Source organism: Halorubrum salipaludis, from assembly GCF_002286985.1.
Classification (GTDB): domain Archaea; phylum Halobacteriota; class Halobacteria; order Halobacteriales; family Haloferacaceae; genus Halorubrum; species Halorubrum salipaludis.
Genome location: NZ_NSKC01000012.1, coordinates 51811 through 70586, shown reverse-complemented (window position 1 = coordinate 70586; position 18776 = coordinate 51811). Strand labels below are relative to the sequence as shown.

General features: G+C 56.7%; 17 protein-coding genes and 1 pseudogene. 9 read left to right on the top strand and 9 right to left on the bottom strand.

Annotated elements, in window-relative coordinates; all coding sequences use genetic code 11:
* Positions 1 to 244: 244 nt before the first annotated feature.
* Entirely contained in the window at positions 245 to 385 is a 141-nt protein-coding gene (locus CK500_RS17025; RefSeq protein WP_144049586.1) for a DUF2080 family transposase-associated protein, read from the top strand.
* 9 nt (positions 386 to 394) lie between these two features.
* A complete protein-coding gene (locus tag CK500_RS15630) occupies positions 395 to 1624 on the top strand; it encodes an RNA-guided endonuclease InsQ/TnpB family protein (RefSeq protein WP_095638123.1) in 1230 nt (409 codons plus the stop codon).
* Positions 1625 to 1694: 70 nt separating this feature from the next.
* On the opposite strand, the gene CK500_RS15625 is transcribed toward CK500_RS15630, so the two are convergent.
* Positions 1695 to 2912 (bottom strand): hypothetical protein, encoded by a 1218-nt coding sequence (locus tag CK500_RS15625; protein ID WP_144049585.1) that lies wholly within the window; start codon positions 2910 to 2912, stop codon positions 1695 to 1697.
* A 545-nt stretch (positions 2913 to 3457) separates the two neighbouring features.
* Between CK500_RS15625 and CK500_RS15615 the strand changes: the two genes are divergently transcribed.
* A complete protein-coding gene (locus CK500_RS15615) occupies positions 3458 to 4129 on the top strand; it encodes a helix-turn-helix domain-containing protein (RefSeq protein ID WP_095638120.1) in 672 nt (223 codons plus the stop codon).
* Between the two features lie 95 nt (positions 4130 to 4224).
* Complete coding sequence (locus CK500_RS15610) at positions 4225 to 4611, top strand: CGCGG family putative rSAM-modified RiPP protein (protein ID WP_233139242.1); 387 nt, start codon at positions 4225 to 4227, stop codon at positions 4609 to 4611.
* A gap of 45 nt (positions 4612 to 4656) precedes the next feature.
* Here CK500_RS15610 and CK500_RS15605 read toward each other — a convergent pair whose 3' ends face one another.
* Positions 4657 to 5022, bottom strand: coding sequence for a group I truncated hemoglobin (locus CK500_RS15605; RefSeq protein WP_186313448.1), 366 nt, complete (start codon positions 5020 to 5022; stop codon positions 4657 to 4659).
* A 165-nt stretch (positions 5023 to 5187) separates the two neighbouring features.
* Between CK500_RS15605 and CK500_RS15600 the strand changes: the two genes are divergently transcribed.
* Positions 5188 to 6372: a tellurite resistance/C4-dicarboxylate transporter family protein gene (locus CK500_RS15600; protein ID WP_095638118.1), complete on the top strand. Its 1185-nt coding sequence runs from the start codon at positions 5188 to 5190 to the stop codon at positions 6370 to 6372.
* Here the strand turns inward: CK500_RS15600 and CK500_RS17020 are convergent.
* The 3 genes from CK500_RS17020 to CK500_RS15585 form a co-directional block, all read right to left on the bottom strand.
* Entirely contained in the window at positions 6329 to 6673 is a 345-nt protein-coding gene (locus CK500_RS17020; RefSeq protein ID WP_233139251.1) for a plastocyanin/azurin family copper-binding protein, read from the bottom strand. The two genes, CK500_RS15600 and CK500_RS17020, sit on opposite strands and share 44 nt — an antisense overlap.
* 106 nt (positions 6674 to 6779) lie before the next feature.
* Positions 6780 to 7061, bottom strand: a complete 282-nt coding sequence (locus tag CK500_RS15590; RefSeq protein WP_095638116.1) for a helix-turn-helix transcriptional regulator — start codon at positions 7059 to 7061, stop codon at positions 6780 to 6782.
* A gap of 155 nt (positions 7062 to 7216) precedes the next feature.
* Positions 7217 to 7450 (bottom strand): hypothetical protein, encoded by a 234-nt coding sequence (locus tag CK500_RS15585; RefSeq protein ID WP_095638115.1) that lies wholly within the window; start codon positions 7448 to 7450, stop codon positions 7217 to 7219.
* Between the two features lie 179 nt (positions 7451 to 7629).
* On the opposite strand from CK500_RS15585, the gene CK500_RS15580 reads away from it, so the two are divergent.
* Complete coding sequence (locus CK500_RS15580; RefSeq protein ID WP_095638154.1) at positions 7630 to 8382, top strand: glucose 1-dehydrogenase; 753 nt, start codon at positions 7630 to 7632, stop codon at positions 8380 to 8382.
* A 457-nt stretch (positions 8383 to 8839) separates the two neighbouring features.
* Entirely contained in the window at positions 8840 to 10006 is a 1167-nt protein-coding gene (locus CK500_RS15570; protein WP_095638114.1) for an MFS transporter, read from the top strand.
* Between the two features lie 39 nt (positions 10007 to 10045).
* On the opposite strand, the pseudogene CK500_RS15565 reads toward CK500_RS15570, so the two are convergent.
* Positions 10046 to 10784 (bottom strand): annotated as a pseudogene (locus CK500_RS15565) (uroporphyrinogen-III synthase).
* A gap of 91 nt (positions 10785 to 10875) precedes the next feature.
* Between CK500_RS15565 and CK500_RS15560 the strand changes: the two are divergent.
* The gene (locus CK500_RS15560) at positions 10876 to 11850 is read left to right on the top strand and encodes a deoxyhypusine synthase (protein ID WP_095638113.1); all 975 of its coding nucleotides are present in this window, start codon (positions 10876 to 10878) and stop codon (positions 11848 to 11850) included.
* Positions 11851 to 12589: 739 nt separating this feature from the next.
* Here CK500_RS15560 and gdhB read toward each other — a convergent pair.
* The 3 genes from gdhB to CK500_RS15545 form a co-directional block, all read right to left on the bottom strand.
* Positions 12590 to 13891 carry a glutamate dehydrogenase GdhB gene (gene gdhB, locus CK500_RS15550; RefSeq protein WP_095638111.1) on the bottom strand — a complete coding sequence of 434 codons (1302 nt, stop codon included), beginning with the start codon at positions 13889 to 13891 and terminating at the stop codon, positions 12590 to 12592.
* 2 nt (positions 13892 to 13893) lie between these two features.
* Positions 13894 to 14037: a rubrerythrin-like domain-containing protein gene (locus CK500_RS17015; RefSeq protein WP_137691468.1), complete on the bottom strand. Its 144-nt coding sequence runs from the start codon at positions 14035 to 14037 to the stop codon at positions 13894 to 13896.
* Between the two features lie 109 nt (positions 14038 to 14146).
* The gene (locus CK500_RS15545; RefSeq protein WP_095638110.1) at positions 14147 to 17029 is read right to left on the bottom strand and encodes a bacterio-opsin activator domain-containing protein; all 2883 of its coding nucleotides are present in this window, start codon (positions 17027 to 17029) and stop codon (positions 14147 to 14149) included.
* A 259-nt stretch (positions 17030 to 17288) separates the two neighbouring features.
* On the opposite strand from CK500_RS15545, the gene CK500_RS15540 reads away from it, so the two are divergent.
* Positions 17289 to 18524, top strand: a complete 1236-nt coding sequence (locus CK500_RS15540; RefSeq protein WP_095638109.1) for an MFS transporter — start codon at positions 17289 to 17291, stop codon at positions 18522 to 18524.
* Positions 18525 to 18776: the final 252 nt, after the last annotated feature.

Sequence of the window (18776 nt, the reverse complement as noted above, 5' to 3'; positions counted from 1 at the left end):
ATTTGCGTGGCTGCGAGACTCTTCTCGAAACCGTTTCCACCAGTGACGTGAATGGACAAACGTGACGTACCTCCGTTTGATCCTAGTTTACCTGAATTGAGCCGCTAAGGCCCCTTCCTCAACGAGCGACCGGAGGGAGCGAGTAGGGAGGGGATACAGCGCCGCACGATTCTCAGACACGTTCGACGCTCGGACCACAGGGCCACCGCCACATTTATGTTGAAATTAAGTGTAAACACAGGCGATGGATAAACACGAAATCGAAGGCCACGAAGTCATCGACGGGACGGCCAAAGCCACCGGCAACGGCGCTCACGTCCTTGTCCCGAAACGATGGCGTGGCGCGGACGTGAAAGTCGTCAGAACTACCGACCCCGACGAGTAGCACCACCCGATGAACTACAACTACAGGTATCGACTTCGACCGTCCGACGCCCTCGAAGAACAGTTAGCGTGGACTGTCGATACCTGTAGACAGGTCTACAACCACTTCCTCCACCGCCTGAATCGGAACGACGACACCTCGTCGTACTCTGAACAGAAACTCCTGCCGAGTCTCAAGAAGTGGTGGAGCGACCTAAAAACCGTTCACTCGAAGGTGCTACAGAAGGTCGTTCAGCGGTTGTACGACAACCTCTCGACACTCCAGGGCCGGAAAGAGAACGGCTACCGCGTTGGGACGCTCAAGTGGAAAGCACCGGGTGAGTACCGCAGTTTCACCTACAGTCAATCCGGCTTCAAGCTCAAGAACACGAGCGGTCGGACCCGACTGTGGCTCTCGAAGCTCGGAGAAATCCCCATCACCTTCCACCGCGACCTCCCCGACGACGCCGAAATCAAGACCGTCACCGTCAAACGCGAACCGACCGGTAAGTGGTACGCCATCCTCGGTGTCGAAACCCCAAACAACCCACCGGAGAAGCCGGAGAATCCCGAGAAGTGCGTTGGCATCGACGTGGGGATTCTCAAGTACGCCCACGACACGGACGGAACCGCCGTCGAATCTCTCGACCTGTCCGCCGAGCGGGAGCGGTTGGAACGCGCCCAACGCAACCTCTCGCGGAAACAGCACCGGTCTGCGAATTGGGAGAAACAGCGCCGAGTTGTGGCCGAACGCTACGCCGAGTTGAAGAACAAGCGCCGCGACTTTCTTCACAAACTCTCGAACTACTATGCCCGCGAATACGACCTCGTGGCCGTAGAGGATTTGGACGCAAAGGGGTTGGTCGAGCTACCGGGCAACTCTCGGAACCGCGCAGGTGCAGCGTGGGGGACGTTCCTGCGGATGCTGGAGTACAAGTGTAAACGCGAAGGGACACACTTCGTCGCTGTGAACCCGAGAGGGACGACGAAAGAGTGCGCGTCCTGCGGCGTTTCAACCGAGAAGCCGTTGTGGATCCGGGAACACTCGTGCCCGGCGTGTGGGTTTGAAGCGGATAGGGACGCGAACGCGGCGTGGAACATTCTTTCTCGCGGTATCAGGAAGCGGTTAGGAGCGGGACGCTCCGAATCAACGCCTGTGGAGACTGCGCTCCCTGTGGATACCTCGGTATCTGCAAAGTGCGTCGTTGAAACAGGAAGCCCCACCCTCAAGGAGCGAACGGCGTCAGCCGTGAGCGAGTAGGGTGGGGTAGTTCACTAGAAGTACCCCGTTTAGATAAGACGATTTGATACGGCCGAGTTGACCGAGAAGATCATGTCGATCGTGCCCTGAACACACTCGCGATGAGGTACGCGTACCCGAACGCACCAAAGAGCGTGAGCCAACGGCCGAGAGTGATCGCTTGTGTCGAAAGAGACGCCGTCGAGGAATTGAAGACGGCGATCACAGCGGCACCGAGGATCTCAATCCCGAGTCCGCAAGCGAGCGCAGCGATCGCTACGCTCGCGGAACGGTTCGACGACCCGGGAAACGCGCCCAGCCGCGGCGGATAGAACTGAAACGATGTTCCGACGATCATCAGGCCGAGAAAGCCGAGCAGGTTGACTCGGAGGTGGGTCTCGATCAACGCCGGAGACGTTCCGCCGACTGCGAAGAGACCGCCGAAAAGGACGCCGATGACGCCGAACGTCGCGCTTGGGAGAAGGGCGTACAATCCGATTCGGCGTTTGTCGGACTGGAACCACATTCCGAAGACGACGAGCGCGAAGCCGACCATCGCGATCACCATCAGAGCGGCACCGAGTGGGAGCAATCGTTCGTCGACGAACCCGCCGGCGATGATCCCGGGGGCAGTCGCGGCAACGGGTAGGACAAGGGCGGCCGACGATCGGGTCGGATGTGCGCCGAGGAACCGCGGAAGCAGTCGAAAGCCGAGCGTGACCACGAGCAACGTCGCAGCCCCGGCGGCCAAGAGATGCGTTGCGGCAGCCTGGACGCCGATCAGCGGCGGGAGTTCGCTGGCCTGTCCGGCGACGTTCTCGTAGCTACCGGCGAGGAGATACAGGAGAACGATCGGGACGAAGCGATTCGCGAATCGGTCGAGCGGCCGTCGGTCGGCGTTGTGATCCCCGGTTCCAGTCGTCCCGCGTCGGAGTGGTCCGGCGATCGTCAGTACGATTGATCCGACGAACACGGCGACGCCGACCGCCCAGAGCACACCGCCGAGAACGCCGAGGTCGACACGGAAGCGACGAACGAGAAGCGGGTCGAGCGCGAAACACGCAGTCCCCATAACGATGAAGGGAAACTGGACCATCGGGGCGTGTTCGAAGACGAGATCAGCGTCGAAGTACGCCGGCACGAGGGCGTAGGATTTGCCGAAGATGACGTGGAACACGAACCCGAACACGCCCAACGCCACCGTCGTGCGTCGCGGGAGGCCAGCAACAGTGGCAACCTGCCAACAACAGAGTGCGATCACCCCGATGAGAACGTATCGACGCGACCAGCGTGAGATTTCAGCGGCCATGGTTCACTTCTGCTATTCTCGAGGTACTTGATCTGTTCTGTCAATTGCCCGTTACTCGTCGGCAACCGATTTTGTCCGAACGTAGTATGGCCCATCCCAATTTCGGACCCACTCCGGAGCAGCAGGGTGCGATTGTAACTGATTCGCCTCGTACGATTCGTCCGGGAACACAGTTCCCTCCTCGTCAGTTCCGTCCTCCCAGGGTATTTCGAACGTTACTGGTTCCCGATTTTCGGCGGGAGTCAGTTGTTTGTCTGCCCCATCGTCTAGGTGGTACGGTCCGTCGACCCATTCTTGTGGATTGAATGTGACTGCTATATCTGATTTTGTATTTGTCATGGTAATCGATATTCCGGTGTGTTCTCATATTCTCGCAGAAAGACCGAAAAGGGATAGGATGACTCTCACTCCGTGAGATATGAAGCGGTACTCGTCTCCAAATCCACATGAGAGTCTCCGATCCCTTCCTATTTGACGAATCCGTATTGACAGAGATTGGGGCACGAAGACGAATCCATTTTGCCCCGTGACAGCGAACAGACGATATGGCACAGGCTCGACTCAATGTTGACTTCCCAGACGGACCGTGGGTCGGTGAGGTCTCTCGGGACTTCCCGGAAGCACGGATTCAGGTACTCAGTGCGACCCCCGGAGACGGTGCGGGGTTCGCGCTCGTGAAGATCACCGCTGACGATATTGATGAAATTCTGGACGCGATAACGGTCCACGACACGATCGAGGAAGTCTCGGTAATGGCGTTGAGTGACGGGGTTGCCACCGTCCAAGTCGAGGCACATGCACCGCTGTTGATGGCGGCTGCACGGCAGGCCGGCATCCCGATCGAGATGCCCGTTGAGATCGAGAACGGAGTGGCCCGAATCGACGTCACCGGCGCCCACGAGCGCATCGCCGACTTCGGGAAGATGCTTCGAGGCGTCGGTGCGGAGTTCGATGTCGAGTACGTTCAACAGCGGCTGAACCCGGCTGAATCGCTCACCGAGCGGCAGCGAGAGCTGTTGTTCGAGGCGGTCGAACGCGGTTACTACGACGTGCCACGCACCTGTACGTTGACAGAGGTCGCCGAACACGTCGGGATCGCGAAATCCACGTGCAGCGAGACACTCCAACGCGTGGAACGAACGATCGTCCGGGAGTTCGTCGACGATCTCCCTCGAAATCCGCTCGAATTCGATCCCGGCACAGACACCGATACGTAGAGCGTCGGTCTCAACGATTCGTGACGAATGGGAGGTCGTCGGGATTGCACCCGTGACCCCCGACCTGGCTCTCCGCAAAGCGGAACGTAGCGAACATGTTCGCACAGACATGGAGGCGTGTCCGTCTCATACATATTCTCATGTCCACACGGAACCAGCAATCAGACCGCGAACGTACCACGGCTGCCTCCGAAACCAACGAGTTGGCACCCTCATTTCTCGATGAGGAGCATGATGCGTCGTGGTCCGCAAACCTCGAACAGGAACGGTACGCTGACGATCGAGAGACGCTAATCGAGCACGCCCTTGCGGCGATCAATCAGACGGAACCTGACTACCACGTCAACCTCGTCACGCATCCGAACCACGGCACTCCCGAGGAGTACCTTGAGGCGCCGATCCACGACCACTACCCGGACGCAGAGACCAGCGTCGTCGATCAGTGCGGTTGTGGCGGCTACGTGTATCGCGTCCAGCAGTGAGTTGTGAAAAAAGCTCCTCAGAAAGACCTCTCGACTTACATGCGTTTACTGGGCCACGACATCCGGCTTGAGCGCACCGACTTCATCGAGGATCGCGTCGACGTCGTCCTCGGTGACACCGTTCTCTCTGAGCGCTTCGGCGAGGTATGTCGCAACGCGACCGAAGGCTTCCCCGGTGATTCCCATTCCCTCGTGAGCAGCCTGCATATCGGCGCCGTCGTATGATACCGGGCCGCCTGCTACGGCACTTATGAATTGTACTTGGTGAGCGTACAGCGCATCACGGTCGATATCTTCGAAATACGGCTGAAGAAGTGAATCTGAGAAGACACGATCATAAAAATCGGCCACGACAGATTCGACAGCTTCATTTCCGCCGATCCTTGCGTAGATTGTTTGCGTTTTCGCCACTACTGTCACTTAATATCTCAAGAATAAGACTGCTCCGAAAGAACATGTTCGGTGAATGTCTTCCGGGATGTGGTTAGGTGTGATCTCGTAACGGTACCCATTTACCATCCGCCCGGCCAAAATCCGACAATACGGTGGGATCGACCCCCACTTTGAGCGACTGAAATGACCAATTCATCCGGAATCGACGACCGGTCTACCTCTGTTAACAGGGAGACACTCGCTGCCTCTCTCGGTAGCGCTCTCAAGATACTCGACCCGGCATACTTCGGATTCGTCATGTCGACTGGGATCGTCTCAATTTCCTTCTTCGAGCTGGGTATCACAATTATCGCGCGGCCGCTAGCGGTGTTCAACGTCGCCTGTTACGCGTTGTTGCTTGCGCTGTTCGCAGTTCGAGCTGCGGCCTTTCCCAAACGCACGCTCGCCGATCTACGGAACCGAGACCGACACTGGGGCACGCTGACCTTCATTGTTGCCACGAATACCATCGGGGTTCAGTTTCTGCTGTTCTTCGATATTGTCGCGGTGGCGGCCGCGATGTGGGGCGTGACCGTCGTCGCCACGCCACTGCTGCTGTACTACCTGTTTGTAACCGAGATCATCGGCACGGGAAAGGCGGGTGTGAGCGAGCGGATCGACGGCGCCTTCTTGCTCGTGATCGTCTGCATGCAGTCGCTCGCAGTCCTCGGCGGGTTGCTTGCTGAACCGCTGGCAGGGTACGGAAACGTAGTCGTCCTGTTGAGCATGAGCTACTTCGGCTCTGGGTATGTCCTCTACTTCGTCGTCGTTACTGTCGTCAGCTATCGACTCCTCGATGGCCCCATCCGCCCGGACGATTGGACCGGCCCGTATTGGATCACGATGGGCGCGGCGGCGATCACGACGCTCGCGGGGACGACGCTCGGCCCGGGGCTGGTGGCGTTTCAAGGCTGGGAACCGTATGCACCAGTGATAGTCGGCGTAACGTTCCTCGCGTGGGCGATCGCCTCTTGGTGGATCCCCCTGCTGCTCGCGATTGACGTCTGGAAGTTCCTCACCGATGGGGTCGACGGCCGACCGCCAATTTGGGTGATTGTGGCCCCGTGGTTGCGGCTCGGATTCGGTAGGGGGGTTCACACGTACTCGCCGACTGCGTGGGGGCGGGTGTTCCCGATGGGGATGTACACGGCGTGTACGCTGAATCTCGCCGGGATTGGAACCTTCGGACTGCTTTCCGTCGTGCCTGTGTACTGGAGTTGGTTTGCGCTGGTGGTGTGGGCGCTGACGCTTGTCGGAATGGCACGGGCACTCGGACGGGTGTTTTTCAGCATCGATCCGACGGAGGAACCGGCTCGGGAGTCCGTGTGACGGACGCTATCTCGGGTAGAAGAGAGCGGTCACCCGATGGTCTCGTAGCGTTTTCGCCGGCTGGAAATAGTAAGGCTAAGACCTCGTCATCAGGGCGGAGAGAAGATAACTCTACGTGAATGGCACCCTTCATGCCGACCACCTCATGCGGTGTACAGACGTACGTATAGGTGCCAGACCATTCGTCTTTAGTTAAGCTTGAGAGTGATACAATTCTCAAAAGTATGCTTGTCAGTATTAGAGGCGGGAGAAGATACAGATGAGACACCAGTACTGGCGAGATCGAGCGATAAGTAACCATCACAAACGCCCTTCTATTGCCGTAGCTGGTGTGGCTAGGCCGTATTTGGGCGAAAACCACGGCTACCGAGTATTACTGATAGTATTAACTAAAGACGGATGGGGTGTCAGTTTGCGTGATCGATGTACTGGTTTTCCCACTCTACTCGGGCCTCGATCTCTCGAGTTCCTCGACGAGTGGTGGTATACTCGTTAGTTCGTCGATCACGCTGACTTTTTTCGACCAGCCCCTTCTCGACAAGTGTGTCGAGATTTGGATACAGCCGCCCGTGATGGATCTCTTTTTCGTAGTAGTCTTCGAGTTCGTCTTTGATTGCGAGCCCGTGTGGGTCCTCAAGCCCGGCAATAACATACAGGAGATCGCGCTGAAAGCCAGTGAGATCGTACATCGTTCGCGTCTCGAGTTATATTCATGAAATACTATCGATTTCTGGTATATCGGAAGTAACGAACCATCTGGGGAAGATCTGTTGTGTTTGGTACAGGCGTGAACTAGCGATAAGAGAGAGAGAAGAGTCTGATAGACAACAGACGTACCAACTCGTCACGAGCGTGGTGGAATCCGAATTTCGTCACCAACCTCATACAGATACCCCTTCAGGAGTAGCTGTTTGATTATATCGCGTCCGTCGGCAGGCTTGATTCCGTGATCTTCGAGGTATGTGATAGCTATCTCACGCGTAAGCGGGTTGGTATCGCCCAGTTCTTCGAGATATGCCTCAAGATGATTGAGGACATTTTCTTCAGCTGGTGCGATGGGCCGCCGCGAATTCGCCATTGCCAGTACCTATGAAACGCAGATAGTAGGACATTGGGATCATCGCCAGACCCCCACCTCCACACCGGTTTTCCAGTGTTCTCACTAGATTTCACGACTCTGTAATTTCGGTACACGGTGGCGGATTTCACGGGTATCGGACGCTCCGGCGAAGGTTATAAACGGTGTCTTTCAGCAGCATTTCGCGGAACTTTAGTGACGGTGTCGCGTTGGTAGCGGGTGCGGGGTCGGGGATCGGCAGAGCGACTGCGGAGCGATTCGCCGACGAGGGAGCCGATGTCGTTGTCGTGGATATCGACGACGAGGCTGGCGGAGAGACAGTCAGCCGCATCGAAAACGACGGCGGGAACGCAACGTTCGTCCGCACTGATGTCAGCGACTCCACTGAGGTCAAGGCGATGATTGAGCGTGCGCTTGAAGAGTATGGCCGCCTCGATTTCGCAGTGAACAACGTCGCCACCGGAGCCGATCCCGCGCCAGTAACCGACATCTCCGAGCAGGATTGGGACCGCGTCACCAGCATCTCCCAGAAAGGCGTGTGGCTCGGGCTGAAACATGAGATACCGGCTCTTCTGGACTCCGGTGGCGGGGCTATCGTCAACACTGCCTCACACGCCGGGATACGGGGCAGTCCCGGTCGGACGCCCTACAGCGCGAGCAAACACGGCGTTGTCGGGCTCACGCGGTCGGTCACGCTCGAATTCGCCGCAGACGGTATCAGAGTTAATGCAGTCTGTCCGACAATCGTTAACACACGTGCCCTCCAGTCGATGTCTCCCGAGGAGCAGGATGAAGTCACCGCCGGCGTGCCGATGGGTCGACCGGCCGATCCCGCCGAAGTGGCGAGCGTGATCGTGTGGCTCTGCTCGGACGACGCTTCGTTCGTCACTGGGCACGCGCTTCCCGTCGATGGTGGCCAGACGCAGCGGTGAGTGACGGATCCAGCCGGTCACGAGAGTCGGTACTGTCCGTCGTGCAACTGTTTGAACTCGTCGAGGAGATCCGGCGGAGGGCTAACTGAGGGGTAGTTTTCGTCGGTTGTTGTTCTAAACCAGCAGGGTGGTCGTCGAACCACACCTACGAGCATGCCTCCGGGGAAACATCTACGAAATCACGCTGCAGCGCCGCAACGTACGTCTCCTCAAGGAGCTCAGTCATGGTGATAATTTCTTCCCGGACGTCCGATGCCCAGTGTAGTCACACTCCGTGGTGAATTGCTTGGATGTCAAACCACGTGGCTTTCACCTACACCGTTTGTAATAATCTGCGTCTTTGGGCTTGTGAACATAATTGGCTCACCGTGAACGTCCTCCGGTTCTGATTCAGGGCGACCACTCCCCCATAGCGGATGACTTACGGGGAGCGCTCACCGAGAGAGTAATAGAGCGAATGGAATGGATACGGAAACTCCGGAACTCGCCAGCAACAGCCGTGATTTTCGCGAGTACGCTCGTCGCTGTCATGGGTGTCTCACTCATCAGCCCTGTACTCCCAGCGGTCCAGGAGGCATGGAACATTTCGGAGGCACAGGCCAGCCTCTTGCTGTCGGCGTTCACGCTCCCCGGGATCTTTCTCACTCTCCCGATTGGACTGCTAACTGACCGCATCGGTCGAAAACCGATTCTAATCCCGGCGCTTGTTGTCTTCGGACTCAGTGGGGGCGGTATCATCTTCATTTCCGACTTCACCCTGATCTTGGTCCTGCGAGCCATCCAAGGGGCGGCGAGTAGTGCGATTGCGATGCTCACGGTCACGCTCCTCGGCGACCTCTATTCCGGTGAACAACGACGAGTGCTAATTGGGACCAACGCGGCGATTCTCGCGGTGGGTGCTGCTGGCTATCCGTTACTCGGCGGTGCGCTGGCGACAGTCGCTTGGTCGGCTCCCTTCGCGTGTTTTCTCCTCGCGCTGCTCGTCGCTGTACCCGGCATAACCTTGCTCGAGGAGCCACAGCGCGACGAGAACAATACGAATTCGAGTATCCGTGCATTCCTCACCGGACCCACATCGATGACCCCCTTCGTCGTGCTCTATCTCGCAATCTTCGGTATTTTCGTCATCCTCTACGGCGCGCAACTCACCGCCGTTCCATTCCTGCTCGCCAACGAATATCACCTCTCATCAGCGAGTATCGGCCTTCTCGTGGGATTACCCGCGGTTACGATGGGAGCGACAGCAATGCAAGGTGATCGCGTGCTTCGGTCGCTCACGAGCTTCCAATCGATCGCGCTCGGATTCGTGAGTTACGGGATCGGACTCGTCGGCGTCGCCGTCGCAGACTCTATATACGTAGTTGCTGGTGCACTCCTTCTATTCGGACTTGGTCAAGGACTTGCAGAGCCGATTACGGATACGGCACTCAACGAACGAGCACCGGACGAATTCCGCGGGAGCATTATGAGTATTCGGACAAGTGTTCTCAGACTCGGCACGACGGTCGGTCCGCCGCTTAGTGTCGGGGCTGCAGCACTGTTCGGCTATCGTCAAACCCTGTTAGTGTCTGGTGCCGCTGCCTTCTTGATCGGAGTAACGTGGTTTACGGTGAGACGTCAGTGAACACTCAAAGTCAGCTAACAGATTGGAGACGGAATGTGTTCATTGGTGGGTATCCAGAATTCGACGTACGGTGACCTCGGCAAGCTGTGTGAACCCCACTGTATCCGGCATAACATCAACAGCGATCCCATGCTTGTCGACAGCACGTTTTGTTGGTGCTCCTATCGCTCCAACAATCGTCTCCTCTAGCTCGCGTTGGAGTGCAGCGACAGCGTCACGTTCAGTCGCAATTTGAACGAAGTGCTCTATCGTCTTTGGCGAGGTGAACAGTATACCGTCCAGCTTACCGTCTACCGCAAGTGAAACCGACTGTCCCGCAGTCTCCGGTCGTTTCAGGCGATATAAGGCTGTTTCGCTGACAATTCCACCAGCTGCTTCCAGTCCTTCAACAAGTACTTCGCTGCCGTGTGCACTCCGAGCAAGTTCAACGGTTTGGCCCTCGACTTCAGTAGATAACTCGTCGACGAGTCCTGTGGATGTGAACGTCGATGGAACGATATCGACTGAATAGCCCCGATTGCATAATGCGGTTGCAGTCTGATCTCCGACAGCACAAACAGTGGTGCCTCGTTGTTTCCATCCCGCTGTCGCAGCTAGATCGACACCGGTCTCGCTTGTGAAGATACAGTAGTCCGCATGTTGGGGGAACCTGACCGGTCGGTGTGATTGCCAGCATTGGGTCTGGAATCGGGGATACATCGAGTGACTGGAGATACTCGACCGCCTCAACGATACGGCTGTCGTCGGGTCGGAGAACAGCCACCGTCGGCTGGGACATATTGAACAGTTAGCTGATGCTGGACTTGTGTGTATCGAGAATCGGCGACCCGTCTCGAACGATTCAAACCGGCATCCTGCTAATTGCCGGTATGGACGAGGAGTCTCACGACCACGTTGTTCCGGGAAGTGCTGAAGAGTTGACCACGCCAGACGTGCAGGGCTACGACTTCCGTGGCGAATTCGATTTTCAGGAGATGCTGGAAGCGTATGCAACGACGGGCTTTCAGGCGACGCAACTCGCAGAGGCCATCGACATCGCCGAGCAAATGCAAGACGCCGATGCCACGATCTATCTCACATGCACGTCGAATATCATTTCGTCGGGATTGCGTGAAGTCGTCGCCTACCTCGTTCGTGAAGGGTACGTCGACGTGCTTATCACGACCGCGGGATCGCTGGCGGAGGATGTTATCAAAACGGCGAAGCCGTTCAAAATGGGAGAGTGGGATGCGGATGAAGCAGTTCTCCGGGAACAGGGAATCAACCGTCTTGGGAATCTGTTCGTCCCTTCCAACCGTTACGTTTGGTTGGAGGAGTACCTATACGACTTCTTCGAGGAGTTCTTCGCTGAGGAAAAGGTTCGGACGCCGACATCGTTTGCCCGAGAGTTAGGGGAGACACTCGACGATCAGGATTCGGTTCTGAAACAAGCAGCGGACAATGATGTTCCCGTCTACTGTCCGGCACTGACGGATTCCGAGGTTGGGAATTTTCTCTACTATTACCGACAGGGGTACGATTCGGAGGTCGGAATCGAGATTCTCGACGATTACGACTCGCTCATTGAGGACGGAATGCTCGCCGATACGACGGGTCTGATCGCAGTTGGAGGTGGCGTGCCGAAACACCACGCAATTATGACGAACTTGTTCCGCGGTGGGGCCGATTACGTCGTCTATATCTCGACCGGTATGGAAGGGGATGGGTCACTCTCTGGCGCACCCCCGAACGAGGCAGTATCGTGGGGGAAGATCAAAGATGATGACCGGACAAATTATACGCAGGTCGAAGCAGAGGCGACGCTCGTCTTCCCACTGCTCGTGGCGGGTGCTTTCAGCGAGTAGAGATGATACACCCGAACATGAACCACGCAGCCGGCTTGTTGCGTGATCAGTCACGAGACGGATGGGACTTACCAGTATCCTGTACAGTGAACCGACCGGCCATCGGTAGCAAGCCCCTGTGTCTGGATCCACTTGAGCAGTTCTTGAGAACAATATAATAAGGTGGTGGTGCGCCTGTAGGCCGAGCGTCTAACGTGTTTGATACTTGTGCGGCGCTGAATCCTTCCCTACTCGCTCGCTCCACTTGCTCGTTGAGGAAGGGGCCTTAGCGCCTCAATTCAAGTAACCAATTTCTTCCGTATTTCAAACTATTTATTGTTTTTATAGAAGATTACTTACTATCTCAGTGAAATATGCTTGGACGGCTCCGAATGTGACTCGCATGGTAGCGGCCCCAAATCCAAGAGCGATGAAACTCACCACGACAACGAGATCAGCCTTCGAATCGTTGGGACTAAGCAAGAGCGTGAGCGCCACAAGCGTCCCCGACATCGTACTGATGAAGAGCCCTGTTAGAAATGACAAACTCGTGAAAAATGGATCAGTGAAACCCATAACGGAGTACGTTGGTTCATAGATTCCGACGTAAGATAAACTGAAGCCGATGACGACGTATCCGATAAAGCAGATAGTGATGAGGATAGTCCCGGGGCTAACGAGTTGATACAGTCCAAACAGTCCCCGTTCAAACGGGGTAGTTGGCTGTCGGATCCGTCTGAGTGGGCGATAGTCCATCTCCCTACGGCCAGAGCCCCCGTACCTCGTGGGATTCAGCGATCCGTGAGAGCGCAACAATATAGGCTGCATCACGCCACGTGACATCGCGGTGCTCGTATTCGTCTGTGACTGCCTGCCAAGCGGCTTGCATCTCCGTTTCGAGTTCGTCGTTCACCCGTTCGAGCGACCACGATCGGCGATTGATATCCTGGAGCCACTCGAAGTAGCTCACCGTGACTCCGCCAGCATTAGCGAGAATATCGGGGATAACTGCAATGTCTCGCTCTGCGAGAATCGCACTCGCCGTCGAAGTGGTGGGACCGTTTGCGCCTTCAACGACGAGGTCAGCGGCGATCGCACTCGCATTTGCTTCGGTGATCACGTTTCCGAGAGCGGCAGGGATGAGTACGTCAACATCGAGTGTGAGCAACTCATCGTTTGAGATCACGTCATCTGCGTATTTCGTGACGGCTTCAGGCTCCTCGTCGTGTGACGGGACGGTCGCCGTCTCGATCCCGTCTGGGTCGTACATTGCGCCGTTCACGTCACTGATTGCGACGACCATTGCTCCCCACTCATCAAGCAGCCGGGCGGCGTTCGCACCGACACTCCCGTAGCCCTGGATTGCGACCGTTGTTCCCTCGAGATCGCTCCCATAATATTCGCAGGCCTGCTTGGTGATGATCGCGACACTCCGTCCAGGCGCTTCCTCACGACCTTCACTCCCCCCGATGACTGGTGGCTTCCCGGTGACGACTCCCGGTATCGTTTCACCTTCCTGCATCGAGTACGCGTCCATCAGCCACGCCATCGTCTGTGGATCAGTACCCATATCCGGCGCGGGAATATCGCGATTCGGTCCGATAACATCGCGAATTTCCTGGGCAAACCGACGAGTGAGTCGCTCTTTTTCTCCCGAACTCAACTCTTTCGGGTTGACTGCGACGCCACCCTTGGCACCCCCGAACGGGAGATCCATAACAGCGCACTTCCAGGTCATCCACATGCCGAGTCCGACACACTCGTCTCTACTCACCTCGGGGTGATACCGGAGCCCTCCTTTAAACGGGCCTCTGACACTGTCGTGTTGAGCTCGGTAGCCGGTGAACACATCGACCGTACCGTCATCGCGTTCGACTGGGACTGTTACTTCGTGGACTTTCTTCGGATATCTGAGCCGTTCGACGATACTGGGGTCGATATCCAAGTGACTGGCAGCATGATCCAACTGACGGCGGGCGGTCTCGAGTGCCGACTCAGGCTCGATTGGTTCTGCCGCCTCGTCGTCCGATCCGTTGTGGGTGCTCTCAGATTTTGATGCCATAATTATTCAAGTGACATTCGCCGGTTTCGCATCGGGCCGCCACAGTCGGGACATTGGCCTGGGCTGTCTTCTGCGATGATGATGCTGCCACACTCGAAGCACTCGTACGGGGTTTTTTCGTCTGATTCAGGGTCGACATCTATCATAGTGGGTTCACGAGTGCCAGCCGGTAATATAGGGCACTCTATGTACGTGTAATAAGTGTATAAGGGAATATTCAGCTGTTAACCACCAAACACCCTCTGAAATTTGGAGTTAGTTATTGAGCTCTTCGATTCCCGAAATTGAGATATTGTGCTCCTCGAAGAGCGTTTCGAACAGTTTGCGCTGGACAGTCCGAGAGTGTTTATAAAATGCTGGAGGGGAGATTCCGAGTGTCTCCGCAACATCTTCGCCTGTGTTCTCGCGTGGTGACTCGAAGAACCCGCTGTAGTATGCCGTCTGGATCACCTCGAGTTGCCGTGAGGTCAGTTTCTCGAGGAACTTCGAGTACAAGTCGCGTTCCATGGACTGATCCAGCGTCTGCTTCGAACGGAGTTCGACGGTGGAGAACGTCTCTCGGACGAGTTGGGTGATGGTCCGGACATCGATACTGTCCGGAATATCGATGACGAGGCTTGTGGATGTCGGGTCGGCGGTTGCCTCGTGGAAGACAGCACCATGATCGGCCAGCTCGAGAGCGAGAAACGGTTGGGTAAGCCGCAACCGGAGCACACTCCCCTCACCATCCGTACTAATCTGTTGTACGTCGTCAATCCCGACCAACTGCGAGGCGGCGTCTACAACGTCAGTTACTGCTCCGTCGTCGACAGTCACAAACACGTAACTTCCCTCTGTGGATTGTTGGACTCCACCTCGATACGAGAGTGTACACGCTGCGTCTCGAGCGAGCCGTGAAAGGATAAACGCAGGATCATCGATGCCGAATTCGACCCGCGTCACCGATGTCGTGAGCAGTGCATTCTTTCGTTCAATAGCACTGAGCGCAGACGCGATAGTTTCGCCGAGTTCAGCGAGGACAGCCTTCGTCGTGTCGTCGAACGCGTCCTGGGTCGGTGCGTAGACAGTCAACACGCCGTGCGTAAGGTCGTTGTACACGAGAGGGATGCTCAATACAGAGAGGTAGTCACGAGCCAGTGCGGCCTTCCGCCACGGCTCGTCGCGGAGACCAGCGGCGACGTTCGTCACTATCGTCACGTCGCCAGTGGCCGCGGTTTGCCCGGCTGGCTCCCCAGCTGATGCGTCGATAGCGAATGCTTGGCTATCCAGATATCCCTGTTCGCTGCCTGCCCAAGCCCGTGGTTCGACGGAGTCAGTTATCCGGTCAATCGTCCCGATCCAGGCGAATTGGAATCGGTCCTCGCCGGTCAACAGCTCACAGACAGTATGGTCGATTTCCTCCCGTGTTTCCGCTTGCACGAGAGCTTGATCGATCTCTCGGATTGTCTCGTTGATCCGATTCAGCTCGGTCAGCTGTTCGTTTTGTTCCTGTAGTGTGCGATCTTGCTTTCGAAGTCGGGACTCGCGTGTGACGCGGTCAAGGGCTGCCTCGGCGGTTGCAGCGAGAAGATCAGCCAGTTCCCGGGTTACGTCGTCGAAGACGCCGACTCGGTCCGAGCCAGCGACGAACACGCCGTGGTTACCGAGTGGAATGTAGGCTGTACTGCGGAGGTCAGTCACCCGGTTTTCGAGCCGGTCTGCCTCATGAACATCGTCAAAAAACAGCGCTTCGTCCTCGACGAAACTGTAACCCGGAAGTGTTTCGCCGTCGGCGTGTACGGTGGGGAGCGGACCGTTGAGTTCTTTCATCGTCGCCGAGTGCGCTGTGGGTCGAAGCTCGTTGGCATCAGCATCAAAGAGATAGAACGCACTTGCATCCAGATCGAGGACGACAGGTGTGTCGTCGACGACATGCTGGGCGATTTCCTGATGCGTTTCGGCGTACAGAAAATCACGGGCGGTCTCTTGGAGGGTCGCAAGCGCCTCCTCGCGTTGCTTACGTTTCGTGATATCCCGACAGCTGAAGAGAAGCGTCCCGTCTTGAATCGAGACCTCGCGAACGTTGATCAGAAGCGTGTGCTCACGACCCGCTTTGTCCGTCGCGGTCGTCTCGATGTTCTTAAGCACGCCGTCTTCTGTGAGCTCCTCACAGTCGAAGAGGTCCGTACCGAGGAGGTTGTCGATCGTCCCTTGCTTGTGAATCTCGTCGGCCGTGTAGCCGAAGATGAAGTGGACGTTGGGACAAACATAGGTGTACTCGCCGGCCTCGTTCGTGATGAGGACGGTATCGGTCATGTTGTTGAGCGTGACGCGGTGGAGCTCCTCTGATTGTCGGAGGTCGCGTTCGAGATCGACGCGCTCGGTGATGTCTACGCCCTCAACGACGATTGAAACGAGATCTCCACGCTCGTTCTCGACTGGACGCACGGAGAGATCGATGACGCGTGGATCCTCGACGTGTGGCGGCTGTGTGACGACCGCGTTGCCGAATCTCCCATCGAACGCGTTCTCCACGATTTGTTGTACGTCCGTGCTCTTCGTACCGGTCTTTGCCCACCACGGAAGCGTCCAGAACGGTTCACCGACGATCGTTTCAACATCCACATCGCTCATTTCCCGTGCTGTCTTGTTCACACGCGCAAGTGAGCCAGCAGGATCGAGCACCCACGTCGCGGTCCGCGAATCGTTGAATATGGCGTCGAACTGTCTGGCCCGGTCCCATCGCGTGGCTGTCCGCCGTGCGGATCGGACGGCACGCTCGGTTCGTTCGATGAGTTCGTCGGTCATCTCTTCTACCGGCTCCGTGAGCACGATGTAATCCGTGACACCAGCCTTGATAGCGTCGCTGGCAATAGCTTCGCTCCCAGCGGCGGTACAAAGTACGACCGGGAGCGTCGTGGTTTCGGTGCGGATCTCCTTGAGGAGTTCCAGCCCTGTTGCCCCTTCGAGCGTGTCTCCGGTGATGAGACAGTCAATGGTCCGATTTCGGACTATATCACTCGCTTCCGCCTTGGTTCCAACTGTATGTACAGTCGCGTCAGTCCGTGTCTCAAGCGTAACAGCGAATTGCGTGAGCCAGTTATTTGTTCCGACGAGTAGTACCGTCGACGAATTGAGGACTAATTGAGAAGCGACCATTATTCGATCAGTTGAATACAGGGAACGCTTCCCTCGAGCCCGGTTCGAATTCGTCCCCAATTCTGCTGCTGGCCTAGGCCAGAATGAATGTACATTGGTGGTTAACCATCTAACAGTAAGAGAATAAAAGGATTTACCATCTAACCCTTAAAGGTATGCGGAGAGATACATAACATGGATACACTATCGTCAGAATTCGTTACAGGCACCTGTCGATACCCGATTTCCGTGGTTCACCGTCCGTCCACATTCTCGAGTAATGACTACCCAACCGACCCCCCAGCATCAAGAACCCACTAATAGCGATCCACACCAGAAACATCAGTCAACGTGGGGTATCGTCGCCGGCGCGAGCCTCATCTCGACAGGGTTGGCAGCCTACGAGATTGTGCCCGCGAGCGTCTCCCCGCTTATTCGTGACTCGCTGGGTATCGGGCCAACAATCGCAGGCTTCCTCGTTGGAGTCATGTTCGGTACTGCAGTGATTGCAAGCCTTCCAGTTGGTGCGGTGCTTGACCGGACAGACTCTAGAAACGTGATGGCACTCGCCGTTCTCACACTACTTGTCGCCGGAACGTGGGGATGGATCGCTGGACGGCAAGGGAACTACCGATCAGTGATTGCGTCGCGAGCGCTTGGGGGGGTCGCCTACGTCGTCGTGTGGAACGCTGGCATCGATATCGTGAGTCGAGCAGCGACTAGCGGGAATCGAGCAACCGCTGTCGGCATTTTCACCGCAAGTGGCCCGATCGGATTCGCGCTCGGTCAAGGAACCGGGCCACTCATTGCGCATCGATTCGGGTGGCCTACAATCTTTATTGCGTTCACGGGGCTCACAGTCATGGGTCTCATCGTATTCTGGCCAGCAAGTCGAGGGATCGGGACGAGTCAGGGAGATGCCCCCTCGGTTCAGGAGTTTGGTGCAGTTCTTCGGAACCGGGAGGTCTGGTCTGTCGGATTGCTCGGGTTTCTCGGCTATTCGCTGTACTTGTTCGTGAATAGCTGGGGCGCGTCGTATCTCACGACCGAGCTTGGCCTGTCACTCGCTGTGAGTGGACTCCTGGTGGCAGTGTTCCCCGCAATCGGGGTCGTCTCTAGAATCAGTAGTGGCCTCCTGTCTGACCGCGTCTTCGGTGGTCGCCGCCAACCCATCGTTTTCGGGTCCTTCGCAGCTGCTGCTCCGCTCGTATTGGTGTTCACTCAGTTTCGGTCACTTCCATTACTCGTTGCGCTCCTGCTGCTCACCGGGTTCGCGGTTCAGCTTACGCTGGGGCTGTCTTTCACGTATGTCCGGGAAGTCGTCGATTCAAGAGTCGCTGCGACAGCCGTCGCGTTCCAGACGAGTGTCGGGTTAGCGGGGGCGTTCCTTGCCCCGATTGTAGGCGGCGTTGTTGTCGACCGAGCGGGGTTCGATACGGCATTTCTACTCGCTGGAGTCGTCGCTATCTGTGGAATCGTGGTTGCATGGCGAGCTCCAGAGCCAGGTTACTCGTAGAAAGGGTTCAGCAACTGTCTTTCACGCTGTCAAGTCGTGGTACTCGGCGCTGAACAGCTGTTGGTGCTCTTCAACTGGAAAGGATTCTGCGACAGTTCGGCTCTCGGTGATGAACGTCGGTACGTCGGTGGCGCCGTTTTGACGTGTAGGTTGAAACCCTCTGAAGTTGATAGTTTTTCATCCTCAATCGCTCAGTACAGGGGACTCATGAATCGCTCAGTACAGATGAAGTATACAGCGAATCAGGACAAC

Bases quoted from the DNA above. Each gene is read 5' to 3' on its own strand.
- CK500_RS15570 (WP_095638114.1), top strand. From the start codon at position 8,840: ATGGAATGGATACGGAAACTCCGGAACTCGCCAGCAACAGCCGTGATT.
- CK500_RS15625 (WP_144049585.1), bottom strand. From the start codon at position 2,912: ATGGCCGCTGAAATCTCACGCTGGTCGCGTCGATACGTTCTCATCGGG.
- CK500_RS15585 (WP_095638115.1), bottom strand. From the start codon at position 7,450: ATGGCGAATTCGCGGCGGCCCATCGCACCAGCTGAAGAAAATGTCCTC.
- CK500_RS17020 (WP_233139251.1), bottom strand. From the start codon at position 6,673: ATGGTTACTTATCGCTCGATCTCGCCAGTACTGGTGTCTCATCTGTAT.
- gdhB (WP_095638111.1), bottom strand. From the start codon at position 13,891: ATGGCATCAAAATCTGAGAGCACCCACAACGGATCGGACGACGAGGCG.
- CK500_RS17015 (WP_137691468.1), bottom strand. From the start codon at position 14,037: ATGATAGATGTCGACCCTGAATCAGACGAAAAAACCCCGTACGAGTGC.
- CK500_RS15540 (WP_095638109.1), top strand. From the start codon at position 17,289: ATGACTACCCAACCGACCCCCCAGCATCAAGAACCCACTAATAGCGAT.
- CK500_RS15610 (WP_233139242.1), top strand. From the start codon at position 4,225: ATGTTCGCACAGACATGGAGGCGTGTCCGTCTCATACATATTCTCATG.
- CK500_RS15615 (WP_095638120.1), top strand. From the start codon at position 3,458: ATGGCACAGGCTCGACTCAATGTTGACTTCCCAGACGGACCGTGGGTC.
- CK500_RS15600 (WP_095638118.1), top strand. From the start codon at position 5,188: ATGACCAATTCATCCGGAATCGACGACCGGTCTACCTCTGTTAACAGG.
- CK500_RS15590 (WP_095638116.1), bottom strand. From the start codon at position 7,061: ATGTACGATCTCACTGGCTTTCAGCGCGATCTCCTGTATGTTATTGCC.
- CK500_RS15630 (WP_095638123.1), top strand. From the start codon at position 395: ATGAACTACAACTACAGGTATCGACTTCGACCGTCCGACGCCCTCGAA.
- CK500_RS17025 (WP_144049586.1), top strand. From the start codon at position 245: ATGGATAAACACGAAATCGAAGGCCACGAAGTCATCGACGGGACGGCC.
- CK500_RS15545 (WP_095638110.1), bottom strand. From the start codon at position 17,029: ATGGTCGCTTCTCAATTAGTCCTCAATTCGTCGACGGTACTACTCGTC.
- CK500_RS15560 (WP_095638113.1), top strand. From the start codon at position 10,876: ATGGACGAGGAGTCTCACGACCACGTTGTTCCGGGAAGTGCTGAAGAG.